This window comes from Rubrobacter sp. M3-4 (assembly GCF_059772285.1).
In genome coordinates this window covers 79,760-99,624 of record NZ_JCBAJP010000004.1, presented here as the reverse complement: position 1 = coordinate 99,624, position 19,865 = coordinate 79,760, and the positions used below count along the sequence as shown (strand labels likewise).

At 69.6% G+C, this 19,865-nt stretch carries 21 protein-coding genes; 2 read left to right on the top strand and 19 right to left on the bottom strand.

The annotated features are described in order from the left end of the window. Position 1: 1 nt before the first annotated feature. Genes AC6EKW_RS05950 through AC6EKW_RS05905 form a run of 10 tightly spaced genes read right to left on the bottom strand, consistent with a single transcriptional unit; the run spans position 2 to position 8,448 of the window. A complete protein-coding gene (locus tag AC6EKW_RS05950) occupies positions 2-997 on the bottom strand; it encodes an acetyl-CoA carboxylase carboxyltransferase subunit alpha (RefSeq protein ID WP_273888426.1) in 996 nt (331 codons plus the stop codon). Beyond that, entirely contained in the window at positions 994-1,839 is an 846-nt protein-coding gene (gene accD / locus AC6EKW_RS05945) for an acetyl-CoA carboxylase, carboxyltransferase subunit beta (protein ID WP_420542067.1), read from the bottom strand. Before accD ends, AC6EKW_RS05950 begins: the two co-directional genes overlap by 4 nt. Then, positions 1,835-2,632: a tryptophan synthase subunit alpha gene (trpA, locus tag AC6EKW_RS05940; protein WP_498513910.1), complete on the bottom strand. Its 798-nt coding sequence runs from the start codon at positions 2,630-2,632 to the stop codon at positions 1,835-1,837. Before trpA ends, accD begins: the two co-directional genes overlap by 5 nt. After that, positions 2,622-3,833, bottom strand: a complete 1,212-nt coding sequence (trpB, locus tag AC6EKW_RS05935) for a tryptophan synthase subunit beta (RefSeq protein ID WP_273888424.1) — start codon at positions 3,831-3,833, stop codon at positions 2,622-2,624. The genes trpA and trpB overlap by 11 nt, the downstream gene beginning before the upstream one ends. After that, positions 3,811-4,431 carry a phosphoribosylanthranilate isomerase gene (locus AC6EKW_RS05930; RefSeq protein ID WP_273888423.1) on the bottom strand — a complete coding sequence of 207 codons (621 nt, stop codon included), beginning with the start codon at positions 4,429-4,431 and terminating at the stop codon, positions 3,811-3,813. The genes trpB and AC6EKW_RS05930 overlap by 23 nt, the downstream gene beginning before the upstream one ends. 1 nt (position 4,432) lies before the next feature. Beyond that, a complete protein-coding gene (locus tag AC6EKW_RS05925) occupies positions 4,433-5,410 on the bottom strand; it encodes a ring-cleaving dioxygenase (protein ID WP_273888445.1) in 978 nt (325 codons plus the stop codon). A 5-nt stretch (positions 5,411-5,415) separates the two neighbouring features. Beyond that, positions 5,416-6,078: an alpha/beta hydrolase gene (locus AC6EKW_RS05920; protein ID WP_498513909.1), complete on the bottom strand. Its 663-nt coding sequence runs from the start codon at positions 6,076-6,078 to the stop codon at positions 5,416-5,418. Further along, positions 6,072-6,851, bottom strand: coding sequence for an indole-3-glycerol phosphate synthase TrpC (locus AC6EKW_RS05915; protein WP_498513908.1), 780 nt, complete (start codon positions 6,849-6,851; stop codon positions 6,072-6,074). The genes AC6EKW_RS05920 and AC6EKW_RS05915 overlap by 7 nt, the downstream gene beginning before the upstream one ends. Continuing rightward, positions 6,848-7,876, bottom strand: a complete 1,029-nt coding sequence (gene trpD / locus AC6EKW_RS05910) for an anthranilate phosphoribosyltransferase (protein WP_420542064.1) — start codon at positions 7,874-7,876, stop codon at positions 6,848-6,850. The genes AC6EKW_RS05915 and trpD overlap by 4 nt, the downstream gene beginning before the upstream one ends. After that, positions 7,876-8,448 carry an anthranilate synthase component II gene (locus AC6EKW_RS05905; RefSeq protein ID WP_273888419.1) on the bottom strand — a complete coding sequence of 191 codons (573 nt, stop codon included), beginning with the start codon at positions 8,446-8,448 and terminating at the stop codon, positions 7,876-7,878. Before AC6EKW_RS05905 ends, trpD begins: the two co-directional genes overlap by 1 nt. Positions 8,449-8,487: 39 nt before the next feature. On the opposite strand from AC6EKW_RS05905, the gene AC6EKW_RS05900 reads away from it, so the two are divergent. Then, positions 8,488-9,438 (top strand): ornithine cyclodeaminase family protein, encoded by a 951-nt coding sequence (locus tag AC6EKW_RS05900; RefSeq protein ID WP_498513907.1) that lies wholly within the window; start codon positions 8,488-8,490, stop codon positions 9,436-9,438. Positions 9,439-9,449: 11 nt separating this feature from the next. Next, positions 9,450-11,849: a glycoside hydrolase family 31 protein gene (locus AC6EKW_RS05895; protein ID WP_498513906.1), complete on the top strand. Its 2,400-nt coding sequence runs from the start codon at positions 9,450-9,452 to the stop codon at positions 11,847-11,849. Here the strand turns inward: AC6EKW_RS05895 and AC6EKW_RS05890 are convergent. The 9 genes from AC6EKW_RS05890 to AC6EKW_RS05850 all read right to left on the bottom strand — a co-directional run bounded on the left by AC6EKW_RS05890 (position 11,842) and on the right by AC6EKW_RS05850 (position 19,794). Then, positions 11,842-12,591: an SDR family NAD(P)-dependent oxidoreductase gene (locus tag AC6EKW_RS05890; RefSeq protein ID WP_420542066.1), complete on the bottom strand. Its 750-nt coding sequence runs from the start codon at positions 12,589-12,591 to the stop codon at positions 11,842-11,844. The two genes, AC6EKW_RS05895 and AC6EKW_RS05890, sit on opposite strands and share 8 nt — an antisense overlap. A 54-nt stretch (positions 12,592-12,645) precedes the next feature. After that, a complete protein-coding gene (locus AC6EKW_RS05885) occupies positions 12,646-13,002 on the bottom strand; it encodes a hypothetical protein (RefSeq protein ID WP_273888415.1) in 357 nt (118 codons plus the stop codon). 64 nt (positions 13,003-13,066) lie between these two features. Next, positions 13,067-13,546 (bottom strand): YbaK/EbsC family protein, encoded by a 480-nt coding sequence (locus AC6EKW_RS05880; RefSeq protein WP_273888414.1) that lies wholly within the window; start codon positions 13,544-13,546, stop codon positions 13,067-13,069. A gap of 4 nt (positions 13,547-13,550) precedes the next feature. Continuing rightward, the gene (locus AC6EKW_RS05875; RefSeq protein ID WP_273888413.1) at positions 13,551-13,796 is read right to left on the bottom strand and encodes a hypothetical protein; all 246 of its coding nucleotides are present in this window, start codon (positions 13,794-13,796) and stop codon (positions 13,551-13,553) included. Positions 13,797-13,813: 17 nt separating this feature from the next. Further along, positions 13,814-14,998: a glutathione-independent formaldehyde dehydrogenase gene (locus tag AC6EKW_RS05870; RefSeq protein WP_273888412.1), complete on the bottom strand. Its 1,185-nt coding sequence runs from the start codon at positions 14,996-14,998 to the stop codon at positions 13,814-13,816. Positions 14,999-15,114: 116 nt separating this feature from the next. Then, positions 15,115-16,764: an acyl-CoA dehydrogenase family protein gene (locus tag AC6EKW_RS05865; RefSeq protein WP_273888411.1), complete on the bottom strand. Its 1,650-nt coding sequence runs from the start codon at positions 16,762-16,764 to the stop codon at positions 15,115-15,117. A 213-nt stretch (positions 16,765-16,977) separates the two neighbouring features. Next, the gene (gene larAH / locus AC6EKW_RS05860; RefSeq protein WP_498513905.1) at positions 16,978-18,555 is read right to left on the bottom strand and encodes an NPN-dependent hydroxyacid isomerase, LarAH14/15/16 family; all 1,578 of its coding nucleotides are present in this window, start codon (positions 18,553-18,555) and stop codon (positions 16,978-16,980) included. 73 nt (positions 18,556-18,628) lie between these two features. Beyond that, a complete protein-coding gene (locus AC6EKW_RS05855; protein ID WP_273888409.1) occupies positions 18,629-19,318 on the bottom strand; it encodes an MOSC domain-containing protein in 690 nt (229 codons plus the stop codon). After that, a complete protein-coding gene (locus AC6EKW_RS05850) occupies positions 19,315-19,794 on the bottom strand; it encodes a GAF domain-containing protein (protein ID WP_273888408.1) in 480 nt (159 codons plus the stop codon). The genes AC6EKW_RS05855 and AC6EKW_RS05850 overlap by 4 nt, the downstream gene beginning before the upstream one ends. Positions 19,795-19,865 lie beyond the last annotated feature (71 nt).

Sequence of the window (19,865 nt, the reverse complement as noted above, 5' to 3'; positions counted from 1 at the left end):
GCTAGCCGCGCCCGCGGGATGTATGGTGCCCGTTCCTGCCGGCCTCGAGAGACTTCGGGGCCCCGATCGCCCGGTAGCGCCGGTAGCGCATCTCGAAGAGCGCGGAGGGGTCGGTCCCCTCCAGCCTCTCCAGCGCCCGCCCGATCGCACCCCCCACCGCCTCGACGACCGGAGCAGGATCCTTGTGGGCCCCTCCGAGGGGTTCCGGGATCACCTCGTCCACGATCCCGTGCTCCGCGAGGTCCTCCGCGGTGATCCTCATCGCCTCCGCCGCCTCCTCGGCGCGAGAGGGGTCCCGGAAGATGATCGACGCGCAGGACTCCGGGGCGATCACCGAGAGGTAAGAGTTCTCGAGTATCCCCAGGTAGTCCGCCAGGCACATCGCGAGAGCGCCACCCGAGCCTCCCTCGCCCGTGATCACCGAGACGACGGGCACCGGCGAGCGGGCGAGCGCGAGAAGATCCTCCGAGATCGCCCACGCCTGCCCCCTCTCCTCGGCCCCGCGCCCGGCGAACGCCCCGGGCGTGTCCACGAGCGAGACGATCGGGAGCCCGAACCTGGCGGCGAGCGCGTAGAGCCGCCGGAGCTTGCGGTATCCCTCCGGGTGCGCCATCCCGAAGTTGGTCCGAACCCGGCTCTTCACGTCCCTGCCCTTGTCGTTCCCGACCAGGACCACCCGGCGCCCACCTTCCTTCAGCCGGGCGAAGCCTCCCGAGACCGCGACGTCCTCCCCGTAGTGTCGGTCTCCGGAGAGCTCGTAGAAGTCCTCCGTCAGCGCCTCGACGTAGGTCCGGAAGTTCGGCCGCTCGGGGTGGCGGGATATCTGGACCCGCTGATAAGGGGTGAGGTTGAGGTAGATGCGTTTTCTCGCCGTCTCGAGCGCCCGCTGCAGGTTCGCGATCTCGCCCTGCAGCTCCTCGCTCTCCCCGGCGAGCCGCTGCAGCTCCAGGATGCGGTCTTCGAGCTCCTTTATCGGGCGTTCGAAATCGAGGATCATGCGAGAAGCTCCAGAAGACGCCTCACATCCTCCCTGAGCTCGAGCCGGTGCACGATCCTGTCGACCATCCCGTGTTCGCGCTGGAACTCGGCGGTCTGGAATCCCTCGGGCAGCCTCTCCTTGGTCGCACCCTCGATCACCCGCGCCCCGGCGAACCCCACCCGGGCGCCGGGCTCGGCGAGGATCACGTCGGCCGCGGTGGCGAAAGAGGCCGTGACCCCTCCGAAGGTCGGGTCGGTGATGACCGAGACGTAGGGCTTCTTGCGCTCCCGCGTGTAGCGGACCAGCTCGACGCTCGTCTTCGCGAGCTGCAACAGCGAGTAGATCCCCTCCTGCATCCTGGCCCCCCCCGAAGAGGAGACGATGATGAGCGGGAGGTCCTCCTCCAGCGCCGCCTCCATCGTCAGGGCGACCTTCTCCCCGACGACGCTCCCCATCGACCCCCCGATGAACCTGAAGTCCATCACCGCGAGCGCCACGGGATTGCCCCCGATCGTGGCCCTCCCGGCGACCATCGCCTCACCGAGCCCGCTCTTCTCCCGCGCCTTCTCGAGCTGCCCCTCGTACCCCTCGAAGGAGAGCAGATTCTCCGCCCGCATCTCACGGGCCATCTCCGTGAAGCTACCCGGGTCGGCGAGCAGCTTTATCCTCTCCGGCGCAGAGATCGGATAGTGATAGTCGCAGTTGGGGCAGACGTTGAACCGGCTCTTGAGATCCTCCTCGTAGACGGGCTTCTTGCACCCCCTGCACTTGGTGAAGACGCCGTTTATCTGCCCGAGCCCGCTCTCGGTCTCGGGGGCGCTGCGGGAGTACTCCCTCCGTTTGCTCAGCCAGTGCCTAATCGCCGGCCCCCGCCCTCTCCGGCGCGAGAGCCTCCCGGACCCCGCGCAGCCACTCCCCGGCGACGCGCGCCCCGCCCTCCTCGACGAGCCGCATCAGCCGGCTCCCGATGATGACCCCGTCGGCCTCCGAGGCCGCCTCCGCCGCGGCCTCCGCGGAGCTGATCCCGAACCCGAGCGCCACGGGAGCACCTCCGCTCTTCGCCTTCACCCTCCGTACCAGCGCGAGCGCTCCTTCGGGGAGTCCTTCCCGCTCGCCGGTCACACCGGCGACCGAGACGCAGTAGACGAACCCGGTCGCGACCCTGCCTATCTTCTCCAGACGCTCATCCGTCGAGGTCGGGGCCGCGAGCGGACACACCGCCACCCCGCGCTCTGCAGCGAGCCTGCCGAAGTCCCCGAACTCGTCCACCGGCAGGTCCGGGACCACGAGCCCCGCCACCCCGGCGTCCGCCGCCTCCTCCAGAAAACGCCCCACACCCCGGGCGAAGATCACGTTGTAGTAGATCAAAAACACGACCGGCACGCGCGATGAGAGACCGCGCGCCAGATCGAGGCAGTAGTCGAGGTTCGCCCCCTCCTCGATCGCGCGGGCGGTCGTCCCCTGTATCACGGGCCCGTCCGCGAGCGGGTCGGAGAAGGGCACCCCGATCTCGACGATGTCCGCCCCGGCCTCGACGTACGCCTCGCCGACCTCCCGCGCCCCTTCGAGCGTCGGGAACCCGGCCGTCAGGTAGGGGATGAGCGCCGTCCTGCCCTTCCTGAAGGCCTCCCTTATCTTCCCGCTACCGTCCATCGCGCTCCGCGAGGGCCTTGGCCGCCTCCTCGACGTCCTTGTCGCCGCGGCCCGAGAGGTTCACGACCAGGTTCTTCCCCGGTCCGAGCTCCTTCGCCACCTTCTCGGCGTAATGTATCGCGTGCGCCGTCTCCAGGGCTGGGATTATCCCCTCCGCCCTCGAGCACAGCTCGAAGGCGGCGAGCGCCTCCTCGTCGGTCGCGCTCACGTACTCGGCGAGACCCTCGTCCTTGAGGTAGGCGTGCTCGGGTCCGGTCGCCGGGTAGTCGAGACCGGCCGAGACCGAGTGCGCCTCGCGCACCTGCCCGTCCCCGGTCTGCAGCACGTAGCTCTTCGCGCCGTGCAGCACCCCGAGCCGCCCCTCGGCCAGCGAAGCCCCGTGCTCCCCCGAAGCGAGGCCGCGTCCGCCCGCTTCGACGCCTATGAGCCGCACGTTCTCGCGCCCGATGAACGGGTAGAACGCACCGATCGCGTTCGAGCCCGCCCCGACGCAGGCCACGATAGCGTCCGGGTCCGATCCGAAGCGCTCGCGCGACTGCACCTCTATCTCGCGCCCTATGACCGCCTGGAAGTCGCGCACGATCCTGGGGTAGGGGGCCGGCCCCACCACGCTCCCGATGATGTAGTGGGTGTCCTCGACGTTCGTGACCCAGTCCCTTATCGCCTCGTTCACCGCGTCCTTGAGCGTCTTCGACCCGCTCCCGACCGGCGCGACCTTCGCCCCCAGAAGCTCCATCCGCACCACGTTGAGCCGCTGGCGGACGGTGTCCTTCTCGCCCATGTAGACGACGCACTCCTTGCCGTACATGGCCGCCACCGTCGCCGTCGCCACCCCGTGCTGGCCCGCCCCGGTCTCCGCGATGATCCTCCTCTTGCCCATCCGGTCGGCGAGCAGGATCTGACCGAGGGCGTTGTTGATCTTGTGCGCCCCGGTGTGCGCCAGATCCTCGCGTTTGAACCACACGTTCGCCCCGCCCCACGCCCTGGTGAGCCGGGCGGCGAACATCAGCGGCGTCGGCCGGCCGACGAAGTCCCGGGAGAGGGAGTCGAGCTCCTCCACGAACTCGGGGTCGGTCCTGTAGCGCTCGTAGGCCTCCTCGAGCTCCTCCAGCGCATGGATGAGCGTCTCCGGCACGTACCTGCCGCCGTAGGGGCCGAAGTACCCGGCCCTCACCTCTTCACCGCCAGCCTTTTGCTGCACCTACGAACCTCCGGATGCGCTCACCACTCTTCTTGCCGGGCCTCTCCTCGAGTGAGCTCGAGGCGTCCACGCCGTACGGGCGGAAGAGCTCGACCGCCTCCCGCACGTTCTCCGGCGAGAGCCCCCCTGAGACGAAGATGTTAGCACAGCCCCTCACCTCGTTGGCCACCTCCCAGTCGAACGTCCTCCCGGTTCCCCCCCTCGCCGCACCGTCGTACGCGTCGAGCAGGAAGAAGTCGGCCGGGCAGGAGTTCATCACCGCGAGGGAGGCGGCGTCGCGCACCCGGATGGCCTTCATCACGCCGAGGCCGCCCCGGCGGAGCTCCTGGATCTCCCCGGGCCCTTCGTCGCCGTGGAGCTGCGCGAGGTCGAGCCCGACCGATTCCGCGATCTCGAGGATCCTCCCCGGCTCCTCGTTCACGAAGACCCCGACCTTCAGGATGCCGCCGGGCAGCGCGGAGGAGATCTCCCGCGCCCGTTCCACCCCGACGCGTCGCGGGCTCTCGGCGAAGACGAACCCGACGGCGTCCGCGCCCGCTCCGGCGGCGGCCAGCGCGTCCTCCACGTTGGTGATCCCGCAGATCTTCACCAGGACCATCTCAGGAGGCACCCTTCCGAACTGCGGTCTCGAGCGGGACGAGCCCTGCCTCTATCTCCCGGCGATGAGGCTCCAGGAACGGAGGGAGCGAGAGGTTCTCTCCCAGGTGATCCTGGTCCTCGTCCACCGCGAAGCCGGGGCCGTCGGTCGCGATCTCGAAGAGGACCCCGCCGGGCTCGCGGAAGTAGATCGAACGGAAGTAGTAGCGGTCTATGACCGGGGTGACCCCCAGGCCCGCCCGTGCGAGCCTCTCGCGCCAGGCGGCGTGCTCTCCCTCGTCCGAAGCCCGGAAGGCCACGTGGTGCACGCCACCAGCACCCACCCTGCGGTGGCGCGCGAGATCGGGGCGTTCGACCAGCCGCACCTCAGTCCCCGGCCCTCCGGGACCGACCTCGAGCGTCACCACCCGGTGAGAGTCCTCCGTGTACTCCGCCGCCCTGCGGAAACCCATGACCCGGGTCATCACCTCCAGCGTCGGCCCGAGCTCAGAGAGCGCGAGGCTCACCCCTTCGATCCCCCGGATGCCGCGCGAGGCCTCCACCGGGCTCTTCTCCCACGGCACGCCGGGCTCGGCGCCGCCACCGGTATCGTCGACCAGCTCCAGGCTCTGCCCCTCGGGGTCGGTGAACGGGAGCACCGCCCGTCCCTCCCGCTCGCGCACCTCACCGGAAGAGATGCCATGCTCCTCGAGGCGTTCGGCCCACCACCCGAGCGCCTCCCGTCCCGAGACCCGGAAGGCCGTCGCCGAGACGAGGCCCGCTCCGGGCCGGTGCGGGGCGGCGAAGGACCAGTCGAAGAACGTCATCTCGGTGCCGGGGCGTCCGATCTCGTCGGCGTAGAACAGGTGGTACGCCGAGACGTCGTCCTGGTTGACGGTCTTCTTGACGAGCCGCATCCCGAGAACGCCGGTGTAGAAAGCGACGTTCCCGGAGGCGTTCGCCGTGACCGCCGTCACGTGGTGTATCCCGCCCAGCTGCATCCCGCTCACCCCTCTCGCTCGTCCTCGATACGGGATATTACCCCATCGCGCAGCCACACCCCGGCCTCCTCGATCTCGGCGCGAGTAAGCCCGTGCCCGGCCTCCTGCCAGCGCAGCTCCACCTCCGCCCCAGCCGCCCGCAGGATCTCCGCGAGCCGGGAGGCGCTCTCGCGCGGGATCATCGGGTCGAACCTGCCGGCGGAGAGGAAGACGCTCCTGCCGGAGAGGTCCGGCAACTCCCGCGGCTCGAAGGGGACCATCGCGCGCAGCAGCACCGCGGCGCGCAGGGTCTGCGGGCATCTCAACATGACGCTCGCGGCGACGTTCGCCCCGTTAGAGTAGCCGACGGCGACGACCCGGGAAGGGTCGAAGCCGTACTCCCGGGAGGCCTCCCCGACGAAGACGGCGAGCTCGCGCGTGCGCAGGCGAAGATCCTCCTGGTCGAAGACCCCCTCGGCGAGCCTCCGGAAGAAGCGCGGCAGGCCGTTCTCGAGCACCTTCCCCCGTACCGAGAGCAGGGCGGCGCCGGGCGCGAGCTCTCTGCCGAGCGGGATCAGGTCGCTCTCGTCCCCCCCGGTGCCGTGCAGCAGGAGCAGCGTCACGCCGGATCCGCCCCTCCCGCCGATGAAGCGGTGGACGAAGCCTGGGTGCGGCCCCTCGCCTACCACGGCATCGAGGAGATCCTGCGGACCAGAGAAGGGTCGCGCACCGCCGCCTCGCCGACGAGCACCGCGTCCGCCCCGGCGTCGCGCAGCCGGCGGGCGTCGGCGACCTCTCTCACCCCGCTCTCGGCGACCAGCACGACGTCCCCGAGCAGCGGGGCGAGCCTCTCGGTCGTCGCGAGATCCACCGAGAAGTCCCTGAGGTCGCGGTTGTTGACCCCTACGATCCCGGCCCCGGCCTCGAGCGCGAGAGAGGCCTCCCGCTCGTCGTGCACCTCGACGAGCGCGGCGAGGCCGAGCTCCCCGGCGAGCGAGACGTAACGCGAGAGCGTCTTCGCGTCCTTGAAGAGCGCGACGATGAGGAGCACCGCATCCGCGCGGGTCGCCGCCTCTATGACCTGCGCCTCGTCCACCGTGAAGTCCTTGCGCAAAACCGGCAGGGCCGTCCTCTCGCGTGCGGCGTCCAGGTCGAGCATCGAACCCCGGAACCTCGAAGGCTCGGTGAGCACCGAGAGGCATCTCGCCCCCTCCAGCTCGTAGCGCTCCGCCCACCCGGCCGGGTCGAGCTCCCGGATGTCCCCGGCAGAGGGCGAGGCCCGTTTGACCTCGGCTATCACCGAGACGCCGGGGGCCTCGAGCGCGGCGGCGAAGGGCCTCTTCTCGAAGCGCAGCGCCTCCTCGTAGAGGATGTCCAGGTCCGCGCTCCTCCTGAGCTGCGCGGCACGCTCGCGCGCCACCTCCGCGAGGGCTTCGAGTATGCTCGGGACGCTACCCCTCACAGGACACCCCCGGCGAGGCGGCGGGTCGTGCGCACGAAGCTCTCGAGCGCCGCGAGCGCCTCCCCTCCGTCGACCGACTTGGCCGCGAGGCGAACCCCGGAGGCGAGATCCGGACAGAGCCCGGCGACGTATATAGCGGCGCCGGCGTTGAGCAGGATCACCTCGCGCGCCGCCCCCCTCTCCTCGCCCGAGAGCACGTCGCGCAGGATGCGGGCGTTCAGGTGGGCGTCGCCGCCCAAAAGGGCGTCGGGCCCACGCACCTCCATCCCGAAGTCCTCCGGCGAGATCTCGTACTCCCTTATCCCGTCATCTCCGACCTCGGCGACGAACGTCTCTCCGCACAGCGTGATCTCGTCCATCCCGTCCGAGCCGTGCACCACCAGCGCCCGCTCGGCCCCGAGCCGGAGCAGCGCCTCGGCGACCGGCCTCAGGTATTCGCGGCTGAAGACCCCGACGAGCTGACGCCTCGCCCCGGCCGGGTTGGTCAGCGGGCCGAGCAGGTTGAAGACCGTGCGGAACGGCAGCTCCGAGCGCACCGGGGCCACGTATCGCATCGCCGGGTGGTGGGTGCGGGCGAACATGAACCCGATGCCGGTCTCGGCGATGCAGCGCGAGACCTGCCCCGGGGAGAGCTCTATCTCCGCCCCCAGAGCCTCCAGCACGTCGGCCGAGCCCGAGCGGCTGGTCGCGGCCCGGTTGCCGTGCTTGGCGACCTTCACCCCCGCGCCGCGCGCGACGAAAGCCGCCGCGGTGGAGACGTTGATCGTGCCCTTCGCGTCCCCGCCCGTCCCGCAGGTGTCCACCACCTCCGGTGGAGCCTCAACCTTCTGGGCGAAACGGCGCATCGCCCGGGCGAAGCCCACGATCTCGTCGACCGTCTCCCCCCGCAGCCTGAGCGCTGTGAGGAGCGCCGCGGTCGCCGCCTCGGAGGCCACCCCCTCCATCACCGTCTCGAGCGCCCGCTCGGCCTCCCCCTCGGAGAGGGTGCCGCCGGATGCCAGGGTGCGCAACGTCTCGCGAAGCACTAATCGTCCAACAGGAAGTTCGAGAGGAGTCTTCTGCCGTTCCCGGTGAGCACGCTCTCGGGGTGGAACTGGACACCCTCCACGGGGGATCCCCGGTGGCGCACCCCCATGATCACGCCGTCCTCCGTGCGCGAGGTCACCATGAGACACTCCGGCACCGAGGAGGGCTCGATGACGAGCGAGTGGTAGCGGGTCGCGGTGAAACCCTGTTCGAGCCCCCGGTAGACCCCCTCACCGTCGTGCAGGATGCGCGAGGTCTTGCCGTGCACCGGCTCGCCCCGGACGACCTCTGCCCCGAACGCCCGGCCTATCGCCTGGTGTCCGAGGCAGACCCCGAGCAGCGGCACGCCCTCGCCGGCCGCCTCCCGCACGAGATCGACGGAGATCCCGGCATCGTCCGGCGTGCACGGTCCCGGCGAGACTACTATCCTATCCGGATGGAGGGCCAGGGCTTCGCGGGGTGAGATCTCGTCGTTGCGGCGGACGACCACCTCGCCTGCGCCCAGCTCGCCGAGGTACTGCACGAGGTTGTAGGTAAAGGAGTCGTAGTTGTCCAGGACGAGAACCCGCATCGCCAGGAGAATTTTAGCAGGTGGGGAAGGAGGGGCGCTTTGACCCTGCTCCTCACCGAATCCGACGTCGAGAGCGTGCTCGACTTCCCGAGCGTGATAGAGTCCGTCGAGCAGGCCTTCCGGCAGCAGGCCGAGGGCCTGGCGACGAACCACGCCCGCCGCCGGGTGATGACGCCCTCGAGCGGCCTGAACGTGATGTTCGCCGGCGCACCCGAGATGGGGTCGATGGGCCTGAAGGCCTACTCGATCTCGCGCTCCGGGGCACGCTTCTACGTGATGCTCTTCGACGCCTCGACCGGCGAGCTGCTCGCGATCGTCCAGGCCGACCGGCTGGGGCAGATGCGCACCGGCGCGGCGAGCGCGGTGGCCACCCGGCACCTCGCCCGGCCGGACGCCAGGACGCTCGGCATCTACGGGGCGGGCTGGCAGGCCGAGGCCCAGCTCGAGGCGATAGCCTGCGTGCGTGATCTGGAGCGCGTGGTCGTCTACAGCAGAACCGGGGAGTCGCGCCGGGCGTTCGCCGAGAGGATGAGCGAGAGGACGGGCCTCGAGGTCGAGCCGACCTCCTCCGTCGAGGAGCCCGCCGCTCAGGACATCGTGGTCATGATCACCTCCTCCCGCGAGCCGGTGCTGCGCGGCGAGTGGCTCTCCCCCGGATCCCACGTCAACGCCGCCGGCTCGAACTTCCTGTACAAGAGCGAGATCGACCGCGACACGGTCCGTCGCTCGAGCCTGGTGTGCATAGACTCCCGCGAGGAGATCGGACTCGAAGCCGGGAGCCTCCTTCCCTCGCTGGACACCGGCGTCCTCTTCCCGGAGGCCGTGCACGAGCTCTCGGAGGTCGTCGCCGGACGCATCCGGGGCCGGCGTGGCCCGGAGGACGTAACGCTCTTCGTCAGCCAGGGGATAGCGCTCGAGGACGTCGCGACGGCCCGACTGGTCTACGACCGGGCGCTGGAGCAAAACCTCGGCCGCGACGTGGATTTCTGAGAGGAGGAGACTTGTTCGAGGAACCGGAGAGGTTCACGACGCCCTTCGAGGAGGGCTATCGCCCGCTGGGGCGGGCGGAAGTAACGGATAGCCCGAAGGGCGGCGTACGGCTGCGGTGCGGAGATACGACGGTGGAGGTGTCCGCGCCCGCCCCCGGCATCTTCCGGGTCGGGATGTTCCCGGGGGGACACCCGGTGGAGTACGGCTCCTGGGCCGTCGTGGAGGGAGCGTGCGATCCACCGGCCACCGAACTGCGGGAGTCGGAAGGCGGGATCGTCCTGCGCGCCGGGGACATCGAGGCGCACGTCTCGCTCGACCCGCTGCGGGTGGGCTTCGCCGATGACTCGGGCAGACCCTTCGCCGCGGACGACGCGAGGCTCGGGATGGGCACCCTCCGGGACGGCAGGCTCCGGCTGTACAAGCGGCGGGAGGAGGGAGAGCGCTTCTTCGGCTGCGGCGAGCGCACCGGCGGCCTGGAGAAGACCGGCTCGCGGCAGATCTTCTGGAACGTCGACCCGCCGCTCGGGCACACCGCGGCGCTCAGCAACCTCTACTCTTCGATCCCGTTCTACCTCTCGATGCGGGGAGGGGGGTCCTACGGCCTCTTCCTGGACAGCCCGCGCCGCTCCGTCCTCGACCTGGCGAAGGAGGACGAGGGGCTCGTAGTCTACGAGGCGGACGGGGGCGACCTCGTCTATTACGTCCTCGCGGGACCAGCGCCACGCGACGTCGTCGAGCGCTACACCGCGCTCACCGGAAGGACGCCGATGCCGCCGCTGTGGGCTCTGGGCTACCAGCAGAGCCGCTGGAGCTACGAGCCCGAGATTAGGCTGCGCGAGGTGGCGCGGGAGTTCCGCGAGAGGGACATCCCCTGCGACGTCCTCTACCTGGACATAGACTACATGGATGGCTTCAGGGTCTTCACCTGGGACGAGGAGAAGTTCCCCACCCCTGAGAAGCTCATCTCAGACCTGGCGGAGGACGGCTTCCGCATCGTCACGATCGTCGACCCCGGCGTGAAGGTCGACGGGGACTACCCGGTCTACCGCGAGGGCCGGGAGAAGGGCTTCTTCTGCCTCACGCCCGACGGCGAGGAATACCGCAACGTCGTCTGGCCGGGGGTATGCGCCTTCCCGGACTTCACCGACCCCGAGGTCAGGGCGTGGTGGGGCGAGAAACACCGGGCGCTCGTGGACGCCGGGGTCGCCGGCATCTGGTGCGACATGAACGAGCCCTCGCTGAACATCCCCCGCCAGTCCACGATGCCGCCCGAGGTCGTACACCCGGGGGACGGGAATCCGAGAGAGCACGGCGAGGTCCACAACGCCTACGGGATGCTGATGGCGCGGGCGACACGGGAGGGGCTCCTGAGGCTGCACCCGGAGGAGCGTCCGTTCGTGATCACCCGCTCGGGCTACGCCGGGGTGCAGCGAGACGCGCTGCAGTGGACCGGGGACAACTCCTCGTGGTGGGAGCACCTGTGGATGGCTATGCCCCAGCTGCAGAACATGGGGCTCTCGGGGGTCGCCTGGGCCGGGGTGGATATCGGAGGCTTCGGCGACGACTGCGACGGGGAGCTTCTCGCGCGCTTCACCGAGTTCGGCGTGCTGCAGCCGTTCTGCCGCAACCACTCTGCGAAGGGCACCCGCGAGCAGGAACCGTGGGCCTTCGGCGAGCCCTACGAATCGGTGTGCCGCAGGATGATCAAGCTGCGCTACCGCCTGCTGCCCTACCTCTACTCGCTCTTCGAGGAGTGCCACCGCACCGGCGCGCCGATCCTGCGTCCGCTCTTCTTCGAGTTCCCCGAGGACGGGCGCACCCGTACCACCGACGACGAGTTCATGCTCGGGAGCGCCCTGCTCGCCGCCCCCATCACCCGTCGCGGCGCCTCTCACCGTCACGTCTACCTCCCGGAGGGTACCTGGTTCCACCTCTGGAGCGGCGAGCGCATCGAGGGACCGGCCGACATCCTCGCCCGCGCCCCGCTCGGCGAGCCGCCGCTCTACGTGAGGGCGAACCACCCCCTCCCGCTCGGGCCGGAGATCAGCCACACCGGCGAGCGCTCGCCGGAGGACCCGCTGACGCTTCTGATCCACCCGGCCGACGGATCGGGCTCGACGACGCTCTACGAGGACGAGGGCGACGGCTTCGGCTACGAGGAGGGCGTCTACGCCCGGCGGAGGATCTCCTGCGAGGGCGCCGGCGGGCGCACGACCGTCCGGCTCGGGGAGCGCGAGGGCTCTTACGAGCCGGGACCGCGGGAGGTGCTCCTCGACGTGCGTGGCGCAGGGGAGGTACGCGAGGTCAGGGTGGACGGCGAGGAGCAGGAGTTCCGAACCGGGGACGGGAGGCTCCTCGTGTCGCTCGGGGAGCGCTCCGGGGAGACCGTGGTCGAGATCGAAGCTACTTGAACTCCGCGTAGCCGTCGTCGACCATCACCACCGAGCCGTTTATCGCGTCGGCCTCGTCGGTGGCGAGCAGGGCGACGGCGTCGGCGATCTGCTCGGGGGTCTGGAGCCTGCGGCGCATCTGGCCGCGGGCGAGCTCTTCGTCCAGCCCCATGTCCTTGTATCCCTGGATGATCGGGGTGTCCACCCCGCCCGGGGCGATCGCGACGACCCGTATGCCGTAGCGGGCGAGCTCGAGCGCGGCGGCCTGGGTCATCATCTTTATCGCGCCCTTGGAGGCGTGGTAGCCGATCACGCCGGGAGAGGCGAGGAACGCGTAGACGGAGGCGGTGTTGATGATCACGCCGGGGTTCTCCAGCTCGGCCATCTTCCTGCCGGCGGCGAGGATGCCGTGGTAGACGCCGTACTGGTTGACCTTCACCACCCGGTCGTAGTGCTCGGGCTCGTGCTCCAGAAGCGGGGCGTAGTGCCCGATGCCGGCGTTGTTGAACATGACGTCCAGCGTCCCGTACTCCTCTACCGCCCGCTCGACGGCGGCCTCGACCTGGTCGAACTCCGAGACGTCCGTGCGAACGAAGAGGGCCTCGCCGCCGGACTCCCGCACGTCGCGAGCCGCGGCCTCCCCCCTCTCCTCGTCCAGCTCGGCGACGACGACCTTCGCGCCCTCGGCGGCGAACTTGTGCGCGGTGGCCCGCCCTATGCCGCTCCCGGCCCCGGTGATCACGGCGACCTTACCCTCGAGCATCATCGTCTTCTCCTTCCCGCTCGGGACGACCGGCCGAAGGAGAGTATAAGGGAGCTAGCCGTGGAACAGGAAGAGGTTTATGGCGCGGGTGGCGATGAGGAGCGCCCCCAGGTAGAAGATGATGAACAGCTCGCCCCAGGAGTTTCCGCCCCGGCGCACCGGTCGCGTCCTGTACTCGACGAGCCCGGTCATTATCCCCACGGCACAAAGCCCCCAGATCCAGTAGAACGTGAGGTAGCGGGCGAAGTCCCCAGGAGCGGGGAAAGCCATGGCCCAGGCGAACGCCGCCGTCACGAAGAAGGCGACCGCGAGCGAGACGACGAACATGGTCTTGTTCACCCGGCTGCGCCTCTTCCAGGCGAGCCAGGCCCGCAGCGCGCCGGGCCGCCCGTTCTCAGGAGCCTTCTCCATACCGCGAGATGTTAGCAGGCGGGAGCGAAGGGTGGGGTAAAAGACTTCGCACCGCGGGGGCGGGTTATTTGATCCTGGCCGCCTTCGCGCCGGTCATCCGGAGGAGCTCCTTGGGATGTACCCCGAAGACCACGTGGGTGTGTCCGGCCGCGGCCCATACTTCGTCCTCCTCGAGCAGATCCTCGTCGAGGATGGTCGGCGGCTGGCCACCGGGGATGACCGGCGGCACACCGCCGATGGAGAAGCCCGTCTCCCCGCGCACGAAGTCGGCGTCCGCCTTCTCGAGCTCTTCTCCGAAGAGCTCGGAGACCTTCGCTTCGTCCACCCGGTTCGCCCCACCGGCGAGGACGAGCAGGGGCCGACCGCTTCTCTTCCCCCTGAAGACCAGAGACTTCACGATCTGCTCGACCCTGCGGCCGAGCGCGGCGGCGGCCTCGCGGGCGCTGCGCGCGGTCTCCCCGAGCTCGACGAGCTCCGCTTCCACACCCCGCTCCTCGAGCGCCTCGCGCACCTTCACCACGCTCGCCCTCTCCGTGTAGGCCAAGACCTTAGCCCCCGAGGAGCCGCCCGAGATCTTCTTCGCTCAGGTAAGGCTCCCACTCCTCGTCGGAGAGGGGCAGGAAGTGCGCGCCGACGACCTCGAGCTTGCCGTCCCTGGCCGCCCTGACCTCGACGAGAGATCCCTCGGCGTAGACGTTCCCGCCGAGGTCTCTCACCTCCCGCGTGAGCCTCACCTTCACGAGAGCCAATGATAGCAGAAGGAGGGGGCGGCCCGTACGGGCCGCCCCCTTCACGCGCTCCGCGGCGTCGGCTACGAGCCGGGCTTGAGGATGACCTTGGTGTATCCGTCGATGCGCTTGTCGAACTTCTGGTAGGCGTCGGGGGCCTCCTCCAGCGGCACCTCGTGAGAGACCACGAACGAAGGCTCGGCGCGCCCCGAGGTGATCAGATCGCGCAGGTAATGGTTGTAGCGCTTGACGTTGCACTGCCCGGTGCCCATCCGCAGCCCCTTCTCGAACATCCGCCCGATGGAGACCAAAAGCTGACCCCGCTTGGCGGCGTCGTCCGGCGCACCCGGGTCGGAGGGGACGTAGAGGCCGGGGACGCCCAGCGCGCCGGTGGGCCTGACGCACTCGATGAGGGTGTTCAGGACCACCGCCGGCTCCTCGTGCTCGCCGCCGCGGGCGTGAGCCTGGTACCCGACGGCGTCTATCCCCTTGTCCACCCCGCGGTTGGCTTCGTTGTCGACCGAGAGGGTCGAGAGCCGGTTGCCCGGCGTCTGATCCTTGATGTACTCGACCGGGTCGACCTCGTCGAAGTTGACCGGGATGCAGCCTATCTGCTCGGCCTTCTCCAGCCGCTCCTTGACCCGGTCGACGACGAAGACCCGATCGGCGCCGCGGATCATCGCGCTGTAGGCCGCCATCAGGCCGACCGGCCCGGCCCCGAAGACCGCGACCGTCTCACCGGGCTTCACGTCGGCGAGCTCGGTGCCGTGGTATCCGGTCGGGAAGATGTCGGCGAGGAGCGCGTAGTCGGCCTCGTGCTCGTCGCCGGGCGGGAGCTTGAGGCAGTTGAAGTCCGCGAAGGGCACCCGCAGGTACTCGGCCTGCCCGCCCATGTACGGTCCCATCGCGACGTACCCGTAGGCCCCGCCGGCGAAGCCCGGGTCGGGGTTGACCGTCAGGCAGAAGCCGGTGTATCCCCGCTGGCAGTTGCGGCAGAACCCGCAGGCGACGTTGAACGGCATCACCACCCGGTCGCCGACCTGCAGCGAGGTGACCCCGGGCCCGACCTCCTCGATGATCCCCATGTTCTCGTGCCCGAAGACTATCCCCGGCTCGGCCGCGGTCCGACCCTCGTACATGTGCAGATCCGAGCCGCAGATGCAGGTCGATGTGATCCTGACGATCACATCGTTCGCATCTTGTATCTTCGGATCCTCCACGTTCTCTACGGCGACCTCGAAGGGTCCTTTGTATACGACGGCTTTCACGGCCTTCACTCCTTTCCCCGAGAGACTCCCATGATGGTTTACTGCTCCACCATGCTACTCCGGGCGCCAGCCTCACGCAACGTGGATTCCCAGATAGTGAGAATCCATCGTCTCGCTCAGCGCGCGGGCCCGGCGGTCTCGGGAAGGGCGCGGCTCAGGATGGGGTCGAGGTCCAGACCGGCCGGGAGGGTGCCGAAGGCGTGCCCCCATTCCCCGGCGAGCCGGGAGGCGCAGAATGCGTCGGCGACGGCCGGGTGGGAGTACCGGACGAGGAGGCCCCCCTGCAGCGCGAGCGCCATGCGCTCGACGAGCCCCCGGGCGCGCAGCTCCAGCTCTTCCGGGTGGGCGAGCTCGCGCCGCAGCGCGCGCACGGCCCCGTCCAGCCGGCGATCGGCGCCGGAGGCGGCCTCGAGCTCGGCGAAGAACGCCTCGACGCTCGCGGGCTCGCGGGTCATGGCGCGCAGCACGTCGAGCGCGGCGACGTTGCCCGAGCCCTCCCAGATGCTGTAGAGGGGCGACTCGCGGTAGAGGCGCGGCATCCCGGATTCCTCCACGTAGCCGTTGCCCCCGAGGCACTCCAGGCATTCGACCGCGTGGGCGGACCAGCGCTTGGTGACCCAGTACTTGGAGACGGGGGTGGCGAGCCTCCCGAACGCCGCCTCGGCGGCATCGCCGCCGAGCGCGCGGTCCATCGACCCGGCGAGCCGCAGAGCGAGCGTGGTCGCGGCCTCGGACTCAACGGCGAGGTCGGCGAGCACGTTGCGCATCAGGGGCTGCTCGCCGAGGCGCCGGCCGAACACCCTGCGGTGGCGGGCGTGGTGGACGGCCTGGTGCAACCCCCAGCGCATCCCGCCCGCCGCGCCGATGACGCAGTCCATCCGGGTCACGTTGACCATCTCGATGATGGTGCGCACGCCGCGCCCCTCCTCCCCGACGCGCCAGGCGACCGCGCCGTCGTACTCGACCTCGGCGGAGGCGTTGGAGCGGTTGCCGAGCTTGTCCTTGAGCCGCTGCAGGTGCATGCGGTTGCGCTCCCCGCCGGGCAGGACGCGCGGCAGGAGGAAGCAGGTGAGTCCCCCCGGAGCCTGCGCCAGGACGAGGAAGACGTCGCTCATCGGCGCCGAGCAGAACCACTTGTGGCCGGTCAGGCGGTAGGTCCCGTCGCCCGCGGGCTCGGCGCGGGTGGTGTTGGCCCGCACGTCGGAGCCGCCCTGCTTCTCGGTCATCGCCATCCCACAGACGAGGCCGCGTTTTTCCTCCGGGGGCCGGAGGCCGAACTCGTACTCGGGGGAGGTGAGGAGGGGCTCGAAGCGTCCGGCGAGCTCCGGCTCGGAGCGCAGGGCCGGGACGGCGGCGTAGGTCATCGTCACGGGGCAGCAGTTGCCCTGCTCGGGCTGCGTCGCCCAGACCAGGTACTTCGCCGCGCGCACGAGGTGGGCGCGGGGGGCGGGGTCGCGCCACGGCCCTCCCGAGAGACCGAGCGAGACCGCCGTCTGCATGAGCTCGTGCCACGCCGGGTGGTACTCGACCTCGTCGATGCGGTGGCCGTAGCGGTCGTGGGTGTGAAGGACCGGCGGGTACTCGCTCGCCAGGCGCGTAAGCTCCTGGATGCGGGCCGAGCCGACGAGCCGACCCAGCTTGCGCACCTCCGCCTCCGCTTCTCCTGCACCCTCACGCCGCAGCGCCTCGAGCAGCGCCGGGTCGTCGGAGGCGTCGTAGTCCACGAGGGGCGGGACCTGGTTGAAGACCTCGTGCGTCTCCGGCATCTCTCCTCCTAGAGTAAAAGCTCGAGCAGCGCTCCACTCCTCCGCGGCGCGAGCCAGACCAGCGCCCCGGGGATGGGCCGCAGGGGGAGAAGACTCCGGAGAGGTCAGCGGCACGCTCTCCGGCAACCCCGTTCCGGACGGCCTCCTCTCCCTCCGATGGTATCGGATGATAACAGAGGCCGCATCTAAAGGGGGCGGTGAGAGCGCCGCCCCTCAGCTCACCTCGCACATGAACAGCGGCGGCAGGTGCATGTAGGTGATCTCGGGGCTCGGCCCGACGGTGTCCTTCGCCATCTCGAGCGCCTCGGCGATGGTGTCCGCGCGCCTCAGGCCCATGCGGGAAGCGGCGTTCGGGTTCGCGCCGACCACGATCACGTCCCCCAGATGGTCGAGGGCGTGGGCGCCCCAGTAGAGGACGGTGAAGGGGTGGGCGCCGTGGTAGGCGTAGGAGTTGCGGTAGAGCGTGCGGTACCAGGGGTCGGTCGCGTACTTCTCCTCGTAGCGGCGGGCGATCTCGCGGATGTCGTGGGTCTCGGAGAAGGCCTCGTTGTAGAGGTCTATGTAGGAGGGGTGGTGGATCTTGTGGAACTGCTCCGGCATGGGGTGGGTGCCGATGAGGACCCCGCCCTTTCGCACCAGCGGCTTGCCCCTGTAGAGGTTGAAGAGGTAGCCGAGGAGCATGTTGAAGACGAGCAGCGGGTTCATGATGGAGTTCACGTTGTACGGGCCGAGGTAGGGTATGCCCATCAAGAGCACGTCGGCCTGTCCCTCGACGGGGACGAGCTGCTGGCGGTGGCAGTTCTCGAGGGTCCTCTCGTGCACCGGCTCCGTGGCCCCGGCCTGGATGCTCGTCATGCGGTGGGGGGCTTTTATGGAGTGGAAGATGCGGTGCGGGATCGCGTTCGGCAGCCTCTTCGTGGCGGCGTGGTTGGCGAGGAAGTTGGCCTTCGTGATGGGGCTCCACTCGTGCTCGGGCTTCTCCATGAAGTCGAAGACGGGCGGGAAGGCGGCGTTGTTGAGGGTCGTCTCGATGTGGAAGACCTTGACGTGCTCCTCGAAGAGGCGCCCCATCCGCGCGACGGAAGCGTGCAGCGCGGAGTTGGGCGGATCCATCAGGGAGCGACTGTGATGCAGGGTGTCCGGGTTGTGGTGGTGGCGGATCGAGGCGTAGGGCGAGAGCCCGGTGTGCACCGACTTGTGCCCGCCGTCCATCGGGATGTAGTTGATGTTGACGTAGACGAGCAGGTCGCTCTCGGCGACCCGGCGGCTCACGACGACCTCCTCGCCCTTCTCGGTCTTCCCTATCGGGACGTTGCCCTCAGGGTCTTCGGCGTCGTAGTTGTAGAGCCTCTCGGGGTAGAAGGCGCTCATTATCTTCTTGCCCAGGCAGTGCTCGAGCTCCTTGCGGGTCATCCTGCGGTGGAGCCCCAGCGCCGCGATCAGGTGTATGTCCTCGACCCCCCTGGCGTAGGCTTTCTCGAGCACCTTCTCGATGACGAGCTGCCTTATGTCGGGCTGCTGCATCGGCGGCAGGGGCAGCGAGATGTCGTCGAAGGCGATGGTGAGCTTCATCCCCGGGTGCAGAAGCTCGTGCAAAGGCTCCATCTCCAGCGGGGAGAGCAGCGCGCGCTCTATGGCGACGTTCTCGTCGGGCAGCGGCTCCAGCGGCCCCGGGGCGTAGATGACGCGGGTTCCCTCGGGCAGCTTCTCGTAGTGGAAGCCGTCCCCGGCGTTGAACATCATCGGCGGGCTCGTCTTCTCCAGGTATATCGTCTGGCTGGGCCGGCTCATCTCACCTCCACGTCTTCTCGCGAGCGGACCTTATTCTGAGGCCGCAGCCCCCGGCTGGCAAGGGCCCCGGGTTTCAGATGGGTCCCTCCAGCCTCTCCGCGGCGTCCTCCTCCATCCCGGCGAGACGGCGGCGGAGGTCCCTCCGCCAGGAGGGCGGCAACCAGCGGCAGGACAGGAGGTTTTCGATCCCCTCCGCATCGTCCCGGCCCCGGTGCATGACCCTGTTCGCCTCCCCCACGCTCACGGTCCCCGGCGGACGGTCCAGCAGGAGGAGTGCGTCGCCGGCTCTCACCTCTCCCTCCTCCAGGACCCGCAGGTAGAAGCCGGTCAGCCCGCTCTGCTGGGTGAGGAGGGCGATGTTCCGGACACCGTGGCGCCAGGCGGGCTTGTAGCAGGGGCGTCGCGGCTGGCTCACCTGCACCACCGCACCCCCGAGCCGGCAGACGTCCCCCAGGTGGACGTCCTCCTCGGTGATACCCCGGGTGGAGAGGTTCTCGCCGAAGGCGGCGGGGCCGATCTCCCGGCCGAGCATCCCCCGCCAGCGTACGTAGTGCTCCATGGGGTAGACGAGCGCGGCCTTCTCGGGCCCGCCGTGGTTCTTGCGGTCGGCCTGCTCGTCTCCGGCGAAGCCCTCCCGCCCGAGCCACACCGCTCCGGGGGCGGGCGCCTTGAAGATCGCGCTCGGCACGCTCTTTCGGCGCCCCTCCAGACGGACCACGCGCCCGAGGTTCACGCTCAGGACCCGGGCCGCGTAACCCGTCATCCGGCGCTCGCGGCGAGCGCGGCGACCCGCGGGGCGACGATGCGGGCGGCCTCCTCGAGGAGTGTCTCGTCCTCCTCACCGAAGGCGCCGACCTCGTCGCTGTCTACGTCGAACTGGCCGACGATGCGTCCCTCGTGGCGGATCAGAACCACGATCTCCGAGCGGGTGCTCAGCGAGCAGGCCAGATAGTTCTCGACCTCGCGCACGTCGTCGACGAGCTGGTTCTCGCCCTCGGCGACGGCGGTGCCGCAGACGCCTTCGCCGAGGGCGATCCTCTCGTGCGAGGCCGGGGCGCTGCAGGGCCCGAGCACGAGCTCGTCTCCTTTCAACAGGTAGATGCCGGTCCAATCCCAGCGCGGGTGCGATTCGTGCAGCACCCGCACGACCTCCTCCAAAACCTCCTGATCCGGACCTCCGGAGCCCGAGACCCGGCGCACCTCACGGAGGATCTCCCCCCGGTCCTTCGTCCGTGCCATCCGCAAGACCTCCCACGACGCTCTCTGCCTCGACGAACCAGAAAGAGCTTAGCCCCAGCTCCCTGGCGGCG